This window comes from Microtetraspora malaysiensis, from assembly GCF_001528665.1.
Taxonomy (GTDB): Bacteria; Actinomycetota; Actinomycetes; order Streptosporangiales; family Streptosporangiaceae; genus Microtetraspora_A; species Microtetraspora_A malaysiensis.
The window spans coordinates 49,315-69,128 of sequence record NZ_BBYJ01000020.1; the positions used below are offsets into that span (position 1 = coordinate 49,315).

Sequence of the window (19,814 nt, forward strand, 5' to 3'; positions counted from 1 at the left end):
GCATGCTGTGATCATGACATTGTCGACGGTGTTCACAGAGATGCTCGGCGTGCGATATCCGATCGCGCTGGCGCCGATGGGTGGGTCGGCCGGTGGCGCGCTGGCCGCAGCCGTCTCCCGCGGTGGCGGGTTCGGGATTCTGGGCGGCGCGTACGGAGACCCGGAGTGGCTGGCACGTGAGGTGCCGATCGTCGCGAGCACTGAAGGGCCGTGGGGGGTCGGATTCCTGACCTGGGGGATCGATCTCGCCGCGGTGGAGCTGGCGCTGAGCTACGGCCCCAGCGCCGTGATGCTGTCCTTCGGCGATCCGAGCCCGTACGTGGAGCATGTCCGCCGGGCGGAGGCTCTGTTGATCCTCCAGGTCACCGATCTGGAGGAGGCCAGGCGGGCCGTGGACCTGGGCGCCGATGTGATCGTGGCCCAGGGAACCGAGAGCGGTGGGCACGGAGCCGTGCGCGGACGGTCCACCCTGCCGTTCGTGCCCACGGTGGTGGATCTCGTAGCGCCGGTGCCGGTGCTGGCGGCGGGCGGGATCGCCGACGGGCGCGGGGTGGCGGCGGCTCTCGTGCTGGGCGCTGCCGGGGCACTCATCGGCACCCGATTCCAGGCCACCACCGAGGCTCTGGTCGATCCCTCGATCACCAAGGCGATCCTCGAGGGGCGGGGGGAGGACACCGAGCGCAGCACCGTGCTGGACATCGCACGAGGCTCCAGCTGGCCGTCGAAGTACCCCGCCCGCACCCTCGGCCACCCCTATCTCGACCGCTGGCGTGGCAGGGAGGCCGAGCTCGCCGCCGAGCCCCAAGCCCTTCAGGACTACCAGGACGACGTGGCACGCGGCGCGATCCCCTCGCAGCCGGTTTGGGCGGGCGAGGCCGTCGACCTCATCACCGACCTGCCCTCAGCGCAGGACCTGGTCACCGCGATGGCCACCCAGGCCGAGGACGCACTGACCCGAGCGGGACGCCGCTGACCGACCCACCAACCATCGGCACCGTTCCGGCTCGTTCGTCACGTGCCGCGGTGAAACTCATCGAATGAGGCTGTTGCAGTACAGGTGGCAATAAAAAGGCCCCGGAGCTTGATCGCTTCGGGGCGTTTATCGAAGTGGGGCTACCAGGACTTGAACCTGGGACCTCTTCCTTATCAGGGAAGCGCTCTAACCGACTGAGCTATAGCCCCTCGTACGCGCAACGAACGTTACCGCATCCGTAAGACGGAGGCGAATTCCGTTGCTCGAACGAGAGAAAGCTTACCCTGTCCGGCGGGCTGGTCGGGCCGCCGGACTGGTACGGCCACCGCCCGGCGAGCGGCGACCGTACCGGAGCGGGCTACTCGGCCTCGCTGAAGGTGACCTCGATGCCACCGACGAGGCTGGACGACAGGTTGTAGATGACGGCGCCCAGCGTGGACAGCGCGGTGATGAGAACGACGTTGATCGCACCGAGCAGGGCCGTGTAGCCGAGGATGCGGACCGGGTCGAACCACGACTCGATGCTCTTGGCGAGGTCACTCGTCGCCTTGCCGCCGTCGCCGGAGGTGAGCTGGGTGACCATGTCGGTGATGGTGTCGAAGACGCCAAGGGCCGAGAGCACGCCGTACAGCACGGCCACGGCGACGAACAGCACCACGAAGCAGACCAGCGACAGGACGAAGCTGAACTTCATCGCCGACCACGGCTCCACCCGGCGGAGCACCAGGTGGGCCTTACGCGGGGCGCGGATCGCCGGCTTGCCGTCGGGGGCCGGATCGGTCCGCAGAGGCAACTCGGACGCGCTAGACGCGCCCGCGCCCGGCTTGGGCGTGGAGCCCGTGGCGGGCCGAGGGTAGGCGGCCGTCGGACCCGGGCCGGCGACCTGCCTGCCGGGAGCCGCGCCGGAGCCGGCGGGACCGTTCCCGCTCGGACCGCCCGCACCGGGACCGCTCGCCCCCGGGCCGCCGGGATTGCCGCCCGGCCGCTGCGGCCCTCCGCCCGGCGCACCGGGCCGCGGAGCGCCGCCGTCGGCGGACGGCTTCCAGGATTGGTCCGGCCCTCCGGGCCGGGGCCGTGCCGAATCTCCGGCTTTGCCGTCCTTGCCCGGAGGTGTCACATCTGCTTCGCGCGCCACCCCAGCGACGCTACCGCTTTCGCCGACCCGCTCGGTCACCTGATCCCGCATCGGTGAAGAAGCGGGACGGGCGCCTCCTGCTTTCTTCTTTGGCGCGCCGGCCGCGTTCTCGCCGCTGGAGTTGCTCATGCCTCGTCTCCTGCCCCGTCTTCCTCGGTCTCCAACGACTCGGCATTCCGGGCGAGGGCCACGACGCTGTCGCCTTCGGCGAGGTTCATCAGGCGCACACCCATGGTCTGCCGGCCGGACTGCTTGATTTCGCCGGCGCTGGTCCGGATCACCCCACCAGCTGACGTGATCGCGAAAACTTCGTCCTCCGGACGAACCATAACGGCACCGACCAGCTTGCCACGAGAGCTGACGATTTTCGCCGTCAGCACGCCCTTACCTCCGCGGCCCTGAACCGGATATTGACTCGCTGGCGTCCGCTTTGCATATCCGCCCTCGGTCGCGATCAGCACGTCGTCGCCGTCGCCGATGACGTTCATCGCGAGAAGCTCGTCATCTTCGAGGAACCGCATGCCGATCACGCCGCTGGTGGCGCGCCCCATCGGGCGGAGCGCCTCGTCGGAAGCGGTGAACCGGATCGACTGCGCATCCTTGGAGACGAGGAGCAGGTCGTCGTCCTCGGAGACGAGCCGGGCCGCGATCACTTCGTCGTCCTCACGCAGATTGATCGCGATGAGACCGCCGGACCGCGGTGAGTCGTACTCAGACAGCCGCGTCTTCTTCACCAGGCCGCTGCGCGTGGCCAGCACCAGGTAGGGCGCCACGTCGTAGTCGCGGAGGTCGAGGATCTCCATGACGTGCTCGTCCGGCTGCATGGCGAGCAGGTTCGCCAGGTGCTGCCCACGCGCGTCCCGGCCCGAGTCCGGCAGCTCGTACGCCTTGACCCGGTAGACCCGCCCCTTGTTGGTGAAGGCGAGCAGCCAGTGGTGCGTCGTGGTCACGAAGAAGTGCTCGACGATGTCGTCCTGGCGGAGCTGCGCGCCCCGGACGCCCTTGCCGCCACGCTTCTGCGCGCGGTACAGGTCCATGTTGGTGCGCTTCGCGTACCCGCCGCGGGTGATCGTGACGACCATGTCCTCTTCGGCGATCAGGTCCTCGATCGACATGTCGCCCTCGTAGGCGATGATCTCGGTCTTCCGCTCGTCGCCGAACTTGGCCACGATCTCGCCGAGTTCCTCGGAGACGATGGTCCGCTGCCGCTCCGGCGAGGCGAGGATGCTCTGGAAGTCGGCGATCTGCGCCATCAGGCCGTCGTACTCGTCCTGGATCTGCTGCCGTTCGAGGGCGGCCAGCTTGCGCAGCTGCATGTCGAGGATGGCCTGCGCCTGGACCTGGTCGATGTCCAGCAGCGTCATCAGGCCGCCCTGGGCCTCGGCCGCCGACGGCGACCGCCGGATGAGGGCGATGACCTCGTCCATCCGGTCGAGCGCCCTGAGCAGACCGCGCAGGATGTGCGCCCGCTCCTCGGCCTTGCGCAGCAGGAACCTGGTCCGCCGGACGACGACCTCGATCTGGTGCTCGATGTAGTACTTGACGAACTGGTCGATCCGCAGCGTGCGCGGCACACCGTCCACCAACGCGATCATGTTCGCGCCGAAGGTGGTCTGCAGCTGGGTGTGCTTGTACAGGTTGTTCAGTACGACCTTGGCGACGGCGTCGCGCTTGAGCACGATCACCAGCCGCTGGCCGGTGCGCGAGGACGTCTCGTCACGGACGTCCGCGATGCCGGTGACCCGGCCGTCCTTGACCAGCTCGGCGATGGTGAGGGCGAGGTTGTCCGGGTTCACCTGGTACGGCAGGGCCGTCACGACCAGGCACTGCCGGCCCTTGGCGTCCTCCTCGACCTCCACGATGGCTCGCATGGTGATCGAGCCGCGGCCGGTGCGGTACGCGTCGTCGATGCCCCTGCGGCCGACGATCAGCGCGCCGGTCGGGAAGTCGGGGCCCTTCACCCGCGCGATGAGCGCCTCGAGCAGCTCCTCATCGCTCGCGTCGGGGTTCTCCAGGCTCCACTTGACGCCCTCGGCCACCTCGCGGAGGTTGTGCGGCGGGATGTTCGTCGCCATGCCGACCGCGATGCCGGCGGAGCCGTTCACCAGGAGGTTGGGGAACCTCGACGGCAGGACGACCGGCTCCTGCGACCGCCCGTCGTAGTTGGGCTGGAAGTCGACGGTGTCCTTGTCGATGTCCCGGAGCAGCTCCATGGCGATCGGCGCGAGGCGGCACTCGGTGTACCGCATCGCGGCGGCCGGGTCGTTGCCCGGCGAGCCGAAGTTGCCCTGGCCGTCGACCAGCGGGTAGCGCATCGACCAGGGCTGCGCGAGCCGTACGACGGCGTCGTAGATCGACGTGTCGCCATGCGGGTGGTAGGAGCCCATGACGTCGCCGACGACGCGGGAGCACTTGAAATATCCGCGGTCGGGCCGGTAGCCGCCGTCGAACATCGCGTACAGCACCCGGCGGTGCACGGGCTTGAGCCCGTCGCGCACGTCGGGCAGGGCACGCGACACGATGACCGACATCGCGTAGTCCATGTAGCTGCGCTGCATCTCGGACTGGATGTCCACCGGTTCGATGCGGTCAGCGGGCGGTCCAGGCGGAGTGTTCACTTCCGTCACGAAAAGTCAGTCCTTACACGTCGAGGAAGCGGACGTCACGGGCGTTGCGGATGATGAAGTTTCGGCGGGCTTCCACGTCCTCGCCCATCAGAACGGTGAACAGCTCGTCCGCCTGGGCGGCGTCGTCGAGCGTCACCTGGAGGAGGACCCGGGTCTCCGGGTTCATCGTGGTCTCCCACAGCTGCTGAGCGTTCATCTCGCCGAGACCCTTGAAGCGCTGGACGCCGTCGTGCAGGCGCGGGTCGCGCTTGCCGCGCGCGATGCCGTCCTCGATGATCGCGTCCCGCTCCCGGTCGGAGAACGCGTACGACGCGTCCTCGCCCTTGCGGTCCCACTTGATCTTGTACAGCGGAGGCTGGGAAAGGTAGACGTGCCCTGCCTCGATCAGCGGCCGCATGAAGCGGAACAGCAGCGTCAGCAGCAGGGTGGTGATGTGCTGGCCGTCGACGTCGGCGTCGGCCATCAGGATCAGCTTGTGGTAGCGGAGCTTGGAGATGTCGAACTCGTCGTGCACGCCGGTGCCGAGCGCGGTGATCATCGCCTGGACCTCGTTGTTCTTGAGGACCTTGTCGATGCGCGCCTTCTCGACGTTCAGGATCTTGCCGCGCAGGGGGAGGATCGCCTGGAACTTGGGATCCCGGCCGCCCTTCGCCGAGCCGCCGGCCGAGTCACCCTCGACGATGTACAGCTCGCACTTCTCCGGCTCGGACCACTGGCAGTCGGCCAGCTTGCCCGGCAGGCCGCTCCCGCTCTCCAGCAGCGACTTGCGCCGCGTCAGGTCGCGGGCCTGGCGCGCGGCGATGCGGGCGCGTGAGGCCTGGAGCGACTTGCTGATGATGTCCTTGGCCTCGCCGGGGTTGCGCTCGAACCAGTCGCGCAGATGGTCGTTGCACGCCTTCTGCACGAACGACTTGGCCTCGGTGTTGCCGAGCTTGGCCTTGGTCTGGCCCTCGAACTGCGGGTCGGCGAGCTTCACCGAGATGATCGCGGTGAGTCCCTCGCGGATGTCGTCACCGGTGAGGTTGTCGTCCTTGCCCTCCTTGAGGAACTTCTGCTCGCGCGCGTACCGGTTGACGATGCTCGTCAGCGCCGCGCGGAAGCCTTCCTCATGGGTGCCGCCCTCGGCGGTGTTGATCATGTTGGCGAAGGTGTAGACCGACTCGGAGTACGAGGCGTTCCACTGCATGGCGATCTCGACCGAGATGCCGTCGCCGTGCTCCTCGAAGTCGATGACGGAGCCGTGGATGGGCTCCTTCTTCTTGTTGAGGTAGCCGACGAAGTCGGTCAGACCGCCCTCGTAGTGGTAGGTCGCGACGACCGGCTCGCCGTTGATGTGATCCGGCCGCTCGTCCTTGATGACGATCGTCAGGCCCTTGTTGAGGAAGGCCGTCTCCTGGAACCGGCGCGAGAGCGTCTCGAAGTTCCAGGTGGTCGTCTCGAAGATATCGTCGTCGGCCCAGAACGTGATCGAGGTTCCGGTGCTGTCGGTCGCCTCGCCCTTGTGCAGCGGGCCGGTCGGCTTGGAATGCTCGTAACGCTGGGTCCAGTAGTAGCCGTCGGTGCGGATCTCCACATCGAGCCGCGTGGACAGCGCGTTCACCACGGAGACGCCGACGCCGTGCAGACCGCCGGAGACGGCGTACGACTTGCTGTCGAACTTGCCGCCGGCGTGCAGCGTGGTCAGAACGAGCTCGACCGCGGGCCGCTTTTCCACAGGGTGTTCACCGACCGGGATGCCACGGCCGTTGTCGACGACCCTGACCCCGTTGTCGGCAAGGAGCGTCACCTCAATGGTGTCGCAGTAACCCGCCAGAGCCTCGTCGACCGAGTTGTCCACAACTTCGTAGACCAGGTGGTGGAGACCGCGCTCGCCCGTCGAGCCGATGTACATGCCGGGGCGCTTGCGGACCGCTTCCAGACCTTCGAGAACGGTGATAGAGCTAGCGTCGTAGGACAAGTGCGAAATCCTCCTGCCGCGGACACGTGGCGAGCGAGACCCCTGCTGGCTGCCCCTGCCGTGCCCGTCACCGTCGTGAGTAAGCCCCGTGCGATCACCCAGAGGAAACCGGCCTCGAACCGGGGTGACGCGCAAGCGGACCGTGTCCTTGAGTCCGCGTTCATTCTACTGCGCTCACAGCACTTATGTAGCAATGACGGCCGCTGTGATGCCCTGTAGCGCGACGATCATGTTTTCAGGCACTCCCCCTCATGGAAGGGGGTCAGCCGCTCAGGGGCAATCAGGGGGCCTAGCCGTAGGTGTCGCCGGGACCCCGCCCACCGCGGACGCGCAACCCGCCCTGCCGCGGCCCCGCCCCCGGACCGCGCACCTTGACCCGCTTGACCGTGGCGTCGCCGAGCTCCTCGTTCAACCGCCGCACGAGAGTGGCCGCGAGCAGCCGCACCTGCGTGGCCCAGGCGGTGGAGTCGGCCGCCACGAGCACCTCGCCGTCCTCGAAAGACTCCGGCCTCGTGTGTGCCGCCAGATCGGGCCCCACGATCTCGCGCCAGCGGCCGAACACCCCGCCCACCGCGACCGGACGCTCCCAGCCCCGGGCGGCCAGCAGATCTCTGATCGCCTGGCCGAAGGGCTGTGGATCGCCGGCGTCCCGCCGCTGCCCCGGAGACCTGCGGCGCGGCTCCGTACGGGGGAGCTGCCCCCGCCTGGCCGCGTCGGACTTCGCCTGGGCCAGCTTCTCCCGCGCGAGCGCCGCCCCCTTCGCCGCTGTGTTCATGGCGCCCGCTGTGCTTACGGCGCTCACTTCGCTCGCACGGTCCGGGCCAGACGCCTGGGACGGCTCATCGGACACGGGTGGCGCTCCCTTCGGTGACGTCGAACCGCGCGCCCGCCAGCTCGGCGGGGACGTCGTCCGGCACCGCCGCGGTGATCAGCACCTGCTCGGCGGGCGCGACGATCTCCGCGAGCCGGGTCCGGCGCTGGCCGTCCAGCTCGGCGAACACGTCGTCAAGGATCAGCACCGGATCGCCACCGTCCGCACGGAGCAGGTCGTAGGCCGCCAACCGCAGTGCCAGCGCGAACGACCACGACTCGCCGTGGCTCGCGTATCCGCGGGCGGGCAGCTCGCCCAGTGCCAGGTGCAGGTCGTCGCGATGCGGCCCCACCAGGGTCACGCCGCGCTCCAGCTCTGCCTGCCGTGCCTCGGCGAGGCTCGCCCGCAACGCCTCTTCGAGGATATCCCGCGATCGTCCACAGTCTGTGGACAACTTCACGCCGGTCCGATACTCGAGATCCGCCGCGGCCGAGGCGGGCGCGAGCGTCGCGTACGCCTTGGCGGTCAGCGGGCGCAACGCCTCGACCAGGTCCAGCCGGGCCGCGAGCAGCTCCGCGCCGTGCCGTACGAGGTGGGAGTCCCAGACGTCGAGCGTGCTCAGCACGTCGCCCGCGCCCGCCGACGAGAACGCCGCCTCATCGTCCTGCCGGCGCGGGCCGCGCCGCCGCCCCTTGGTCGCGGCGGCCGTGCGCAGCAACGTGTTGCGCTGCTTGAGCACGCGGTCGTAGTCCGCGCGGACCCCGGCGAAACGGGGCGCGCGGGCCACCAGCAGGTCGTCGAGGAAGCGGCGCCGCTCCGAGGGGTCGCCCTTGACCAGGGCGAGGTCCTCAGGAGCGAACAGGACCGTGCGCAGCAGGCCGAGCGCCTCGCGCGGCCGCGCGACCGGCGAGCGGTTCACCCGCGCCCGGTTGGCCCGGCCCGGGTTGATCTCCAACTCGACGAGCGCCCGGCGCTCGTCCCTGGCGACGAGCGCGCGGACGATCGCCCGCTCGGCTCCGTGCCGCACCAACGGGGCGTCGGTGGCGACGCGGTGGCTCGACTGCGTCGCGACGTACCCGATCGCCTCGACCAGGTTGGTCTTGCCGTGCCCGTTGGGACCGACGAACGCCGTCACCCCGGGTTCCAGGGCGATCTCGGCCGAGGGGTAGGACCGGAAGTCGGTCAGGGACAGGTGGCACACACGCACCCCGAAAGGCTAGTCCCTGCCGGCGACCACCCGCGGGACGATGAGCCTCGCCCCTGTCACGCCCCGGCCGCGCCGATTGTCCACAGCCTGTGGATCAGCCCTGGACCTCCACCGGCGGAGTGACATCGGCGCCGGGAGCGTCCGCGCCCATACCGGTCTGCCCCTCCTGCGCGGCGACCGCGTGCCCGCCGAACTGGTTGCGCAGCGCGGCGACCATCTTCATCGCGGGGGAGTCCTCCTGCCGGGACGCGAACCGCGCGTACAGCGCGGCCGTGATGACCGGCAGCGGCACCGCGTGGTCCACCGCCGCCTGGACCGTCCAGCGACCCTCGCCGGAGTCCTGGGCGTGCCCCTTGATGTCGGCGAGGCCCGGGTCCTGGTCCAGCGCGCGGACCAGGAGGTCGAGCAGCCAGGAACGGATGACCGTGCCCTGCCGCCAGCTCTTGAACGACCCGTGGACGTCCGTGACGATGTCGGCGGCCTCAAGCAGCTCCCAGCCCTCGGCGAAGGCCTGCATCATGCCGTACTCGATGCCGTTGTGGACCATCTTGGCGAAGTGCCCGGCGCCGATCCGGCCGGCGTGGACGAAGCCGTCCTCGCCCTCGGGCTTGAGCGTCTCGAAGACCGGCCGCAGCCGCGCGACGTCCTCGGCCGAGCCGCCGACCATCAGGGCGTAGCCGTTCTCCAACCCCCACACACCGCCGCTGACTCCGACGTCGACGAAGCCGACCTGCTTGGTGGCGAGGTCGGCGCCGTGCTTCTGGTCGTCCACATAGTGGGAGTTGCCGCCGTCGATCACGATGTCGCCGGGAGAGAGCATCTCGTGCAGCAGCCGGATGGTGCCGTGGGTCGGCTCCCCGGCCGGCACCATGACCCAGACGGCACGGGGAGCCTCAAGACGGTCGACCAGCTCCTTGAGGCTGCCGACGTCGCTGAGCTCCGGATCCCGGTCATATCCGACGACGTCGTGGCCACCGCGGCGAAGCCGCTCGGCCATGTTGCCGCCCATCTTGCCGAGCCCGATCATGCCGATCTGCATAGAGCAACCCCCCTCAGGGTCGAACATCCACAAGGACGCCGTACCCGGACATACGACCTCCACGCCCGGGAGATCGTACGCCCCGGATCAACTCGACAGACGGATCGGCATGATCAGGTAGCGGTAATCCGGGGTCGCGCCCTCATCCACAGGCTTGCCTCCGGTGAGGATGGCGGGCTTCGTCGCGGTGGTGAACTGCAGGCGGGCGACATCGGAGTCGATCGCGCCGAGGCCCTCCAGCAGGAACTGGTGGTTGAACGCGATGTTGATCTCGTCGCCGTCGAACTCGACCGGCAGGACCTCGACCGCCTGCGCCTCGTCGCCGCTGCCCGCCTCCAGGACGACCTCGTCGCCGCGGAAGGCCAGCCGTACCGGGGTGTTGCGCTCGGCGACCAGCGCGACGCGCTTGACCGCCTCGACGAACGACGCGGTGGCGATGTCGGCCCGCGCGGAGAACTCCGTCGGCAGCAGCGAGCGATACTTCGGGAACTCGGGGTCGAGCAGCCGCGTGGTGGTCCGCCTGCCCGCGCTGGAGAAGCCGATCATGCCCTCGCCGGTGCCCCCGACCGAGCTCAGCGCGATCTCCACCTCGGCCCCGGTGCCGCCCAGCGCCTTCGCCGTGTCCGCGAGCGTACGGCCCGGCACCATCGCGATCGCCTGGAAGTCGGGCTGCTCCGGGTGCCACTTCAGCTCGCGTACGGCGAGGCGGTAGCGGTCGGTGGCGGCGAGCGTCACCGTGTCGCCCTCGATCTCCATCCGGACGCCGGTGAGCATCGGGAGGGTGTCGTCCTTGCCCGCGGCCACGGCGACCTGGCCGACCGCCCCCGCGAAGACGTCACTGCCGATCCGCCCCGCGGCCGGCGGCATGGCCGGCAGGGACGGGTAGTCCTCGACCGGCATCGTCAGCAGGGTGAACCGCGCGCTGCCGCACGTGACCACCGCCTTGGCTCCGTCGACCACGAAATCCACAGGCTGTGCGGGAAGCGCCCGGGTGATTTCGGCGAGGAGCTTGCCGGAGACGAGGACGACGCCGGGCTCGCCGGACTGCGGTTCGAGTGTCACCTCCGCCGAGACCTCGTAGTCGAAGCCGGAGAGCTTCAACTGCTGGTCGTCGGTGACCTCTAGGCGCATGCCCGCCAGCACCGGCACGGACGGCCGCGCCGGAAGGCTGCGTGCCGTCCACGCGACGGCCTCGGCGAGTACGTCGCGGTCGATCCGGAACATCACGTGGATCAGCCTCCTGGGTATCGCAGATTGAGCATTGTTGCAGGTGTTCACTCTCCCGCACCTTGGAGCCTCGAGAACCCTCTATGGCTCTTGAGTTCTTCAGTAGAGAGAACTGAACGTCATCGTCATAGGGGCGGTGGATACTGTGGAAATCACGTTCCTCCGCAGGTCAGAGCCCATTATTCATCCACCGGTGGGTGTGGAGGACCAGTGGATTACCTGTGGTCGGCTGGGGATGCCCACACGTTGCCCACAAGCCGTCCCCAGAAGTCGGGGTCTCTGTCCACCGGTTATCCACGAGGTTTCCACCGGTTATCCACTGGGTAAAAGCACTCCTCAGGTGGACATCTTTTCACTACGCACAGGACGTCCCCAAGCTATCCACGAGAAATCCCCAGGTTATCCACAGACTCGTCCCCAGGGTGTGGGCGGGATTCTCCCCCGGAAGACGGGGTTATCGGCCGAGCAGGGCAGACGTCAGCGGACGTCGATCCACAGAGTTATCCACAGCCTGTGCATCACGCGTTGCGTGCGCGCTGCTTGATCCGGGTCGTCAGCTCGTTGACCTGGTTGTACATCGACCGACGCTCGGCCATCAGCGACCTGATTTTGCGTTCGGCGTGCATGACCGTCGTGTGGTCGCGACCGCCGAACTGCTGGCCGATCTTCGGCAAGGACAGGTCGGTGAGCTCGCGGGCGAGGTACATGGCGATCTGGCGGGCCGTCACCAGGGCGCGCGAGCGCGAGCTGCCGCAGACGTCGTCGAGGGAGACGCCGAAATACTCGGCGGTTGTGGACATGATGAGCGAGATGGTGATCTCCGGCGTGGAGTCCTCGCTGATCAGGTCTTTCAACACGATCTCGGTCAGCTTGATGTCGACAGACTGCCGGTTCAGGCTGGCGAACGCGGTGACCCGGATCAGGGCGCCCTCAAGCTCGCGGATGTTGGTCGCGATCCGGCTGGCGATGTACTCCAGCACGTCGGGCGGCGCGGCCAGGCCCTCCTGGATCGCTTTCTTGCGCAGGATCGCGATCCGCGTCTCCAGCTCGGGCGGCTGGACGTCGGTGATCAGTCCCCACTCGAAGCGGTTGCGCAGCCGGTCCTCCAGGGTGACGAGCTGCTTGGGCGCCCGGTCGCTGGAGATCACGATCTGCTTGCTCGCGTTGTGGAGCGTGTTGAAGGTGTGGAAGAACTCCTCCTGCGTCTGCTCCTTGCCCTCGAGGAACTGGATGTCGTCCACGAGCAGGATGTCCACAGCGCGGTAGCGGGCACGGAACCCGTCCGCTTTGTGGTCGCGGATGGAGTTGATGAAGTCGTTGGTGAACTCCTCCGAGCTCACGTACCTGACCCGCGCGCCGTCGTACAGGCTCTGGGCGTAGTGGCCGATCGCGTGCAGCAGGTGCGTCTTGCCCAGGCCGGAGTCGCCATAGATGAACAGCGGGTTGTACGCCTTGGCCGGCGCCTCGGCGACCGCGACCGCGGCGGCGTGCGCGAACCGGTTGCTCGCGCCGATGACGAACGTCTCGAAGGTGTATTTGGCGTTCAGCCTGGCCGGCTCACCGGCGGTGCGGGCGCCGCGGCTGTCCCACCTGTTCTGCGGCGGCTCCGCGCCCCCCTGGTCGAGCGGCTCCGGAGGAGGAGCGACCCCGTGCTGCGGCTCCTGCGCGCGCTCCTGTGGATAGTCGGACGGCGGCGCCGCGGCGGGGCGGGACTGCGCCCCCGGGCCCCGCGGCGAAAAGGACGGCGACGGGGAGAAGGCGTCGTGCTTGCGGCTGTCGCCCCCGCCGGCCTCGTGCGGATCGACCATCACCGCGATGCGCATCGGCCGGCCGAACTCCTGCGAGAGGGCGTGCGCGATCAGCGGGCGGAGCCGTACCTCGATGACTTCCTTGGCGAAGTCGTTCGGTGCGGCGAGGAGGATGGTGTCGTTGATGAGCCCGGACGGCTGGGTCATCTGGAGGAATGCCCGCTGCTGTCCTGAAACGCCCTCATCGAGAAGGGTCCCCAACGCGCGAGCCCACACCTCGTTGAGGTCGTCGGCCTCCATGGTCCGGCACTCCTCCCTAGCGCGGCCCCCGCGTATTCGCCGCGATCTGTTCTTCCACGCCGATCCCGGCCGAGGCTCCCCGGCGGGGCCAGCCCCCGATACGTGATCCACAGAGGGATCCACACGTTATGCACAGGCCGTCGCACAGGTCCCGGGCGCATCCACGTTCGATGGAGGAGAGTCCGGAGGGTTGACAGTAGTGGTGTGCGCGACCTGGGTTCAAGACGTTGTCCACAGCCTACTGGTAGCTGTGGCTGCCTCGTGTGGGCGATCTGGCACCAGGGAAAAATCGCCTCGCCGAGGGGAGAGAGCCGCTCCTTGATCGCAGTCTGGTTTGACCTGTGGCAGGATTCCCGCCTAACGTGTGGAGGTCGGCTGGTCGGCGACGGCTATTTCGCATGTCCACGCACTGGCGAGCCGCATCCTTTGGAATGTTGCGCGCCCGCTCTTGCGGGTGAATCTGATCCTGGAGTCCACTCGTGAGCAAGCGTACTTACCAGCCGAACAACCGTCGTCGCGCGAAGACCCACGGCTTCCGGTTGCGTATGCGCACGCGTGCCGGCCGCGCCATCCTGGCCGCCCGCCGTCGCAAGGGTCGCGCCGAGCTGACCGTCTGACGAGCGAAACCGTTGTCGCCCGCCGTCGTATCGTCGGCGGGCGATAGTCGTAGTTCAAGGAAGTTTCGGTGCTGCCGTCCGCGTCCCGTATGCGACGCGGTGATGAGTTCGCCGACGCGATCCGGCGCGGTCAACGCGCCGGACGCCCCACCCTGGTCGCCCACCTGAACGTGGGCGACAGCGAGGGGCAGCCGTTGGTGGGCTTCGTCGTGAGCAAGGCCGTCGGCGACGCCGTCACCAGAAACCGGGTAAAGCGCAGGCTCAGACACCTGATGCGGGCCCGACTCCACCGGCTTCCGCGAGGTAGCCTGCTTGTGGTACGCGCCAACCCTGCTTCCGCGTCCGCGCGGAGCGAGGACCTGGCCGCCGAACTCGACACCGCGCTCGATCGTTTACTCCGGCGGCGGGGGTCCACGCCGCGGACCCTGACGGATGGACGGTCATGACAGTCGAGCAGTCGAGTCCCGGGCGAGCGGTCGCCTCTGACACGCGGCCCACGCTGGCCGCGCGCGTGCTGCTCGTCCCGATCAAGTTCTACCGGGCGTTCATCAGCCCGGTGCTCGGGCCGCGTTGCCGATTCGAGCCGTCCTGCAGCGCCTACGGGATGGAGGCCATCGCCGTACACGGAGCGGTGCGCGGATCATGGCTGACCATCAGGCGCATCGGGCGTTGCCACCCGTTCCATCCCGGAGGTTACGACCCGGTGCCCCCACCCCGAGGCCAGTCTCACGACACAACGCAAGGGAGCTAGCTCGGTGGAGCTGTCATTCCTCAACTGGCTGTATACCGCCGTGGCGTGGGTGATCACCCACATCCACGCCGGTTACAGCACTTTCCTCTCCCCGGACAGCGGACTGACCTGGGCGCTGACCATCATCACGCTGACCGTGGCGATGCGGATGCTCATCTTCCCCCTCTTCCTCAAGCAGATGCGCTCGTCGAGGAAGATGCAGGAGCTCGCTCCCAAGGTGCAGGAGCTGCGCAAGAAGTACAAGAACGACAAACAGCGCATGAACCAGGAGGTCATGCGCGTCTACCAGGAGGCGGGCGCCAACCCCCTGGGCGGCTGCCTGCCCATCGTGGCGCAGTTCCCGATCTTCATCTCCATGTTCACGGTGCTCCGGGCGATCGCCGAGGACAAGGCGAAGTTCGGCATGACCCAGGAACTCGTGGACAGCGCGCGGCACGCACACGTTCTCGGGGCGCCGCTTCCCGCCACGTTCTTCACAAGCAATGCCGACATCGCGGCATTCGGCGCCGACCCGCTCATGACGAAGGTCGTCCTCGGCTGTTTCGTCGCGGTCAGCTCGCTCACCACGTTCCTCACGGTTCGCCAGAGCGTGAAGCGGTCGATGCAGCAGATGGTCGACAACCCCATGGCGCAGCAGCAGAAGATCCTGATGTATATCTCGCCGCTGTTCGCCGTCTTCAGCCTCAACTTCCAGCTCGGTCTGATCCTCTACTGGGTCACCACGAACCTGTGGACGCTCAGCCAGCAGCACTGGTTCTACAGCCGGCACCCCATGCCGGTCGTGGACGAGAAGGGCAACGTCACGACGCCGCCGCCTTCCAACGGCGTCTTCGGGAAGATACTCGGCAAGCCGAAGGCGGCCGCCCCTTCGGACACTCCGGCCCCACCGGAACCTAAGATCGTTCGTCAGCAGCAGTCGCGACAGTCGCGCAGCAAGCGGACCGGCAGCAAGAAGTCGTAGGAGAAGGAGAGACCGGACGTGACCGAAGCCGAGGAGAGCGTCAAACCTGCTCCCGATGTCGCCGCCCTGGAGCAGGAAGGTGAGATCGCGGCCGACTACGTCGAGGGCCTGTTGGACATCGCCGACATCGACGGCGACATCGACATGGACGTCGAGGGCGACCGGGCGGTCGTTTCGGTGGTCGGCATCAAGGGCAGCGACCTGGTCGGCCCCGGCGGCGAGGTGCTGGAGGCGCTCCAGGAGCTCACCCGGCTCGCCGTGCACCGCCAGACCGGCGAGCGCTCCCGGCTCATGCTCGATGTCGGCGGCTATCGGGAGCGTCGCAGGGCCGAGCTGACCAAGATCGGCGCTGCTGCCGCGGACGACGTGAAGCGCAGTGGGGAGCCCAAGGCGCTCCAGGCGATGACGCCGTTCGAGCGGAAGATCGTGCACGACGCGGTCGCCGCGGCCGGGCTGCGCAGCGAGTCCGAGGGCGAGGAGCCCCAGCGTTTCGTCGTCGTACTTCCCGCGTAGTCGCGCTTTCGTTCCGAAGGCCGCCGATCCTCCGAGGGTCGGCGGCCTTTTCCGTACCCGCTGGGGGAGCGCGGGCGGACATACCGGGACAGTTCGCGGGGCCAGTGGGCGGGAACGGGGGCGACCATGCGGCTCCGGCCGGAGCGGGGCGGCTACCCTTACCCCGAGAGCATCCATAGATGAGTGAGTGATGACGGAAAGCAACGAACTGCCCGAGGCGCCCGAGGCGGCGCGTGAGGTGTTCACCGGTGAGGCGTTGGGCAGGGCCGAGGCGTTCGCGAAGCTACTCGCGGGCCCCGGAGTGGTGCGCGGACTGATCGGGCCACGCGAGGTTCCCCGGATCTGGGATCGCCATCTGCTCAACTGCGCGGTGGTGGAGGAAGCGGTGCCCGAGGGCACCCGGCTGGTGGACATCGGTTCCGGCGCCGGTCTGCCCGGCCTCGTCCTGGCGATCGTCCGCCCCGACATCACGGTGACGTTGCTCGAACCGCTGCTGCGCCGTACGAACTTCCTGGGGGAGTGCGTGGCGGCGCTGGAGCTGGACAACGTCGAAGTGCTGCGTGGTCGTGCCGAGGAGCTGGCGCGCAAGCGCACCTTCGACATCGCCACAGCGCGGGCGGTGGCTCCGCTTGACCGACTGCTGGCGTGGTCCATGCCTCTTCTTGAGGAAGGCGGCGAACTTCTCGCCATGAAGGGCGAGCGCGCGGCCGAGGAACTCGACGCGGCCGGGCCGCAACTCAAGGCGTACGGAGCGCGTACTGCTGAGCTTGTTACGGTTGGGCGCGGTAAGGTCGAGCCGCCCACCACTCTCGTTCGCGTCGTCGCGGGCCAGTCCCCGGTGCGGAGTGGAAAGGGCACGCGGCACCGACGGAAGAGGTGAAGGTCGTGGCGGGTGCGGCTGGGGGCCTGGGTTGGCCGGAGAATCACATCGCCGTACCCTTGGAGATCGCGTCGGTAGGTCGGCCATCGGGGGTCGGCTGGCCTTTTATCTCTGTTTCGCAGGGTGAAAGGACGACGACCGTGTCCCAGACCCCCCTTACTCCCGGTGATTCGCCGCTGGTACGAGAGGCACTGAGCTCTGTGGTTTCACGTGAAACAGCGACGGCCGCTCCGGCGGCCACGCATTCGATTGGTTACTCCACGCGGGACGAGGAGGCGTGGCCCCGTCCCCCGAAGTGCCGGGTGATGACCGTGGCGAACCAGAAGGGCGGCGTCGGGAAGACCACGACCACTGTCAATCTGGCCGCGGCGCTGTCGATGCACGGGCAGCGGGTCCTGGTGGTCGACCTTGACCCGCAGGGCAACGCGTCGACGGCGTTGGCGACGGAACACCGGTCGGGCGTGCCGTCTGTCTATCAGGTGTTGGTGGACGATCTCCCGCTGGCGTCGATTGTGAAGCCGGTCCCGGAGATGCCGAACCTCTACTGCGCGCCGGCGACCCTCGATCTCGCGGGCGCCGAGATCGAGCTTGTCCCCATGGTGGGCCGGGAGACCCGGCTGAAGCGGGCATTGAACGCTTTCGACTCCATGGAGCTGGACTACATCCTGATCGACTGCCCGCCGTCACTCGGCCTGCTCACGGTGAACGCCATGGCGGCGGCGCAGGAGATTCTGATCCCCATCCAGTGCGAGTACTACGCGCTCGAAGGGCTCACCCAGTTGATGCAGAACGTCGAGCTGGTGCGGGTCCATCTGAACCAGGAGCTGAACGTCTCCACGATCCTGTTGACCATGTACGACGGCCGCACCCGGCTGGCTGCCCAGGTGGCCGAGGAAGTGCGGTCACACTTCGGGGACACCGTACTCAAGGCGGTCATCCCGAGAAGCGTCCGCGTCTCCGAGGCGCCCAGCTACAGCCAGTCGGTCATCACCTATGATCCAGGCTCAAGCGGCGCCCTGGCGTACAAGGAGGCCGCCCGGGAGATGGCCTACCGCGGCGCGGCGGTCACCGGGGCGTAGCGGGTCGCGGGCCCGCGAAACGCCCGCACGGCGGTACCCTCTCGTGGTGGAGTGCCCGGCGACTCTGTGATCGCTGGGCACTGTCTTTCGTACGGTGTTGTGCGGTGGTAAGGAGCAGCGGTGTCTCAGCAGCGTCGGGGACTGGGCAAGGGCCTGGGGGCACTGATCCCCACCGGGCCGATCGTCGAGCCGACGATCGCGGCTAGTCCACCGGCGGAGGAGCCCGCGGACTCGGGGCTGCGGCCGGTCGAGGGAGCCTATTTCCAGGAGATCCCCCTCGACGCGATCGTGCCCAACCCGCGCCAGCCGCGTGACGTCTTCGACGGGGAGCGCCTGGACGAGCTGGCGACCTCCATCTCCGAGGTCGGCCTGCTCCAGCCGGTCGTCGTACGTGCTCTCGGCGAGGGGCGCTTCGAGCTGGTCATGGGGGAGCGGCGGTGCCGCGCCTCCAAACTCGCCGGCCTGGAGAAGATCCCCGCGATCGTGCGGGGCACCCAGGACGACGAGATGCTCCGCGAGGCGTTGATCGAGAACCTCCAGCGCGAGCAGCTCAACGCGCTGGAGGAGGGCGCGGCGTACCGCCAGCTGCTCGACGACTTCGGGGCCACCCACGAGGTTCTGGCGAAGAAGATCGGCCGGTCCCGCTCGCACATCACCAACACGCTTCGGCTGCTCAATCTGCCGTCGAACGTCCAGATCCGCCTGGCGGCCGGGACGATCAGCGCCGGCCACGCCCGCGCGCTGCTGACTCTGGACGACCCCGCGGCCCAGGAACGCCTGGCGACGCGGATCGTCGCGGAGGGCCTCTCGGTCCGGACAGTCGAAGAGATCGTCGCCCTGGGCGAGGCCACCGCCGGTCCCGCTCCGCGCAAGCCCCGCGAGAAGAAGCCGGCGGCGCCCGCCCTGGGGAGGCTGGCGCAGCAGCTCTCTGATCATTTCGAGACCCGGGTGAAGGTGGACCTGGGCAGTCGCAAGGGCCGGATCGTGGTCGAGTTCTCCACGATCGACGACCTGGAGCGCATCATCGGCACCATGGCACCCGACAGCATCAACAGCATGCGTGAAGGCGACGAATAGCCAGACCGTGTGAGCGGCGTCGTGTTTCACGTGAAACGCGGCGCCGTTTCCGTGTCTGCCTGCGGGTAGCCGCTGTGGTGAGGTCCCCTTCTGGCCGGTCGGTACGCCGTTGGGCTCGGTAGCAGATCGGGAAGGGGAGCGCTGATTCTGGTTGCGGGCGGCGAGGAGCACCTCCGCAAGCCGCCAGATCGAGGCGGACGGCCAGCACGGCGAAGGCCGTCGGCCGCGTCGACGTTTCCGGCCCGAAAGCCGAGGTCTCCAGGCCGAGTGGCGCGGTCCGGGGTGCCTCACACGCGGGGTGTCCTGCACGGGACACAACGATGCCGCGCGACCACCTTCAGAGTCGCCGGTTAGGGACCGACGGCACCCCATCAGTACCCCGATGAAACTGAGCACGGTCACGGGAGTCCTCAGAGCGGCCGAGAGGGCCCATCAGGTCCAGAGAGTGGGAGGCTGCCGCCGGACCGAGGCAGATAGCGGGAACCGAGACCGACGGGGCACCTGGGAGGCGGCCGATGCAAGCCGCAGCGACTACGCCTACGCGGGCCAGGTGGCATTGAGGCGGCCAGCCACGGCGAATTCGTCGGGCAACCGATCCTGATGAGACCACCTTCAGAGTCGCCGGTTAGGGACCCGACGGCACCCCATCTGTACCCCGATGAAAATGAGCACGGTCACGGGAGTCCTCAGAGCGGCTGAGAGCGCCCATTGAAGATAGATGGCCGAGGGCGGAGAAGGGCGAAGGAGAACGGAAGGCGCTGTCGATTCTGCTGGTGCTGGTGTGGTTGTCCTGATGATTAGCGGTGGTTGAGAGTGCGCCCCGGCGGCGCTGCCTCCTCCTGGCGGGGCATCCTTGGCCGCGGAGGTTGACCATCCGCGTGGCCGCGTTCGCCGCACTTGGCGTGCGCGGAG

The 19,814-nt window shown here is 68.3% G+C and carries 17 protein-coding genes and 1 tRNA gene; 9 read left to right on the top strand and 9 right to left on the bottom strand.

What is annotated here, in order from left to right; genetic code table 11:
* The first annotated feature begins 13 nt into the window (after positions 1-13).
* Entirely contained in the window at positions 14-973 is a 960-nt protein-coding gene (locus tag AWQ71_RS25720; protein ID WP_067137709.1) for an NAD(P)H-dependent flavin oxidoreductase, read from the top strand.
* A gap of 135 nt (positions 974-1,108) precedes the next feature.
* Here the strand turns inward: AWQ71_RS25720 and AWQ71_RS25725 are convergent.
* The 9 genes from AWQ71_RS25725 to dnaA form a co-directional block, all read right to left on the bottom strand.
* A tRNA-Ile gene (locus tag AWQ71_RS25725) sits at positions 1,109-1,182 on the bottom strand.
* A 149-nt stretch (positions 1,183-1,331) separates the two neighbouring features.
* Positions 1,332-1,766, bottom strand: coding sequence for a DUF3566 domain-containing protein (locus AWQ71_RS25730; RefSeq protein WP_369407215.1), 435 nt, complete (start codon positions 1,764-1,766; stop codon positions 1,332-1,334).
* Between the two features lie 467 nt (positions 1,767-2,233).
* On the bottom strand, positions 2,234-4,735 hold the full coding sequence (gene gyrA, locus AWQ71_RS25735) for a DNA gyrase subunit A (protein ID WP_067137551.1): 2,502 nt from the start codon (positions 4,733-4,735) through the stop codon (positions 2,234-2,236).
* Positions 4,736-4,748: 13 nt separating this feature from the next.
* The gene (gene gyrB, locus AWQ71_RS25740) at positions 4,749-6,692 is read right to left on the bottom strand and encodes a DNA topoisomerase (ATP-hydrolyzing) subunit B (RefSeq protein ID WP_084259292.1); all 1,944 of its coding nucleotides are present in this window, start codon (positions 6,690-6,692) and stop codon (positions 4,749-4,751) included.
* Between the two features lie 289 nt (positions 6,693-6,981).
* Positions 6,982-7,467, bottom strand: coding sequence for a DciA family protein (locus AWQ71_RS25745; RefSeq protein WP_084259293.1), 486 nt, complete (start codon positions 7,465-7,467; stop codon positions 6,982-6,984).
* A gap of 64 nt (positions 7,468-7,531) precedes the next feature.
* Positions 7,532-8,710 carry a DNA replication/repair protein RecF gene (recF, locus tag AWQ71_RS25750; protein ID WP_067137557.1) on the bottom strand — a complete coding sequence of 393 codons (1,179 nt, stop codon included), beginning with the start codon at positions 8,708-8,710 and terminating at the stop codon, positions 7,532-7,534.
* A gap of 94 nt (positions 8,711-8,804) precedes the next feature.
* Positions 8,805-9,749, bottom strand: a complete 945-nt coding sequence (gnd, locus tag AWQ71_RS25755; protein ID WP_067137559.1) for a phosphogluconate dehydrogenase (NAD(+)-dependent, decarboxylating) — start codon at positions 9,747-9,749, stop codon at positions 8,805-8,807.
* Positions 9,750-9,836: 87 nt separating this feature from the next.
* Positions 9,837-10,976: a DNA polymerase III subunit beta gene (dnaN, locus tag AWQ71_RS25760; RefSeq protein WP_067137561.1), complete on the bottom strand. Its 1,140-nt coding sequence runs from the start codon at positions 10,974-10,976 to the stop codon at positions 9,837-9,839.
* A gap of 518 nt (positions 10,977-11,494) precedes the next feature.
* Complete coding sequence (gene dnaA / locus AWQ71_RS25765) at positions 11,495-13,024, bottom strand: chromosomal replication initiator protein DnaA (RefSeq protein ID WP_067137562.1); 1,530 nt, start codon at positions 13,022-13,024, stop codon at positions 11,495-11,497.
* A gap of 479 nt (positions 13,025-13,503) precedes the next feature.
* Here dnaA and rpmH point away from each other — a divergent pair, with 479 nt between their 5' ends.
* The 8 genes from rpmH (at position 13,504) to AWQ71_RS25795 (ending at position 18,902) form a co-directional block, all read left to right on the top strand.
* Entirely contained in the window at positions 13,504-13,641 is a 138-nt protein-coding gene (gene rpmH, locus AWQ71_RS40560; RefSeq protein ID WP_015772801.1) for a 50S ribosomal protein L34, read from the top strand.
* A 68-nt stretch (positions 13,642-13,709) separates the two neighbouring features.
* Positions 13,710-14,087, top strand: coding sequence for a ribonuclease P protein component (gene rnpA, locus AWQ71_RS25770; RefSeq protein WP_067137564.1), 378 nt, complete (start codon positions 13,710-13,712; stop codon positions 14,085-14,087).
* Complete coding sequence (gene yidD / locus AWQ71_RS40565; protein WP_084259294.1) at positions 14,084-14,392, top strand: membrane protein insertion efficiency factor YidD; 309 nt, start codon at positions 14,084-14,086, stop codon at positions 14,390-14,392. The genes rnpA and yidD overlap by 4 nt, the downstream gene beginning before the upstream one ends.
* Positions 14,393-14,396: 4 nt before the next feature.
* Positions 14,397-15,353, top strand: a complete 957-nt coding sequence (yidC, locus tag AWQ71_RS25775; RefSeq protein ID WP_067137566.1) for a membrane protein insertase YidC — start codon at positions 14,397-14,399, stop codon at positions 15,351-15,353.
* A gap of 18 nt (positions 15,354-15,371) precedes the next feature.
* The gene (locus tag AWQ71_RS25780) at positions 15,372-15,866 is read left to right on the top strand and encodes a Jag family protein (protein WP_067137568.1); all 495 of its coding nucleotides are present in this window, start codon (positions 15,372-15,374) and stop codon (positions 15,864-15,866) included.
* Positions 15,867-16,056: 190 nt separating this feature from the next.
* A complete protein-coding gene (rsmG, locus tag AWQ71_RS25785; RefSeq protein WP_067137570.1) occupies positions 16,057-16,746 on the top strand; it encodes a 16S rRNA (guanine(527)-N(7))-methyltransferase RsmG in 690 nt (229 codons plus the stop codon).
* 305 nt (positions 16,747-17,051) lie between these two features.
* Complete coding sequence (locus AWQ71_RS25790; RefSeq protein WP_067137572.1) at positions 17,052-17,825, top strand: ParA family protein; 774 nt, start codon at positions 17,052-17,054, stop codon at positions 17,823-17,825.
* Between the two features lie 120 nt (positions 17,826-17,945).
* Positions 17,946-18,902: a ParB/RepB/Spo0J family partition protein gene (locus AWQ71_RS25795; protein ID WP_067137573.1), complete on the top strand. Its 957-nt coding sequence runs from the start codon at positions 17,946-17,948 to the stop codon at positions 18,900-18,902.
* Positions 18,903-19,814: the final 912 nt, after the last annotated feature.

What these genes read in the sequence shown, in the direction of transcription:
- AWQ71_RS25720 (WP_067137709.1), top strand. Translation starts at nt 14, where the DNA reads ATGACATTGTCGACGGTGTTCACAGAGATGCTCGGCGTGCGATATCCG.
- AWQ71_RS25745 (WP_084259293.1), bottom strand. Translation starts at nt 7,467, where the DNA reads ATGAACACAGCGGCGAAGGGGGCGGCGCTCGCGCGGGAGAAGCTGGCC.
- gnd (WP_067137559.1), bottom strand. Translation starts at nt 9,749, where the DNA reads ATGCAGATCGGCATGATCGGGCTCGGCAAGATGGGCGGCAACATGGCC.
- dnaA (WP_067137562.1), bottom strand. Translation starts at nt 13,024, where the DNA reads ATGGAGGCCGACGACCTCAACGAGGTGTGGGCTCGCGCGTTGGGGACC.
- yidD (WP_084259294.1), top strand. Translation starts at nt 14,084, where the DNA reads ATGACAGTCGAGCAGTCGAGTCCCGGGCGAGCGGTCGCCTCTGACACG.
- rsmG (WP_067137570.1), top strand. Translation starts at nt 16,057, where the DNA reads ATGACGGAAAGCAACGAACTGCCCGAGGCGCCCGAGGCGGCGCGTGAG.
- AWQ71_RS25790 (WP_067137572.1), top strand. Translation starts at nt 17,052, where the DNA reads ATGACCGTGGCGAACCAGAAGGGCGGCGTCGGGAAGACCACGACCACT.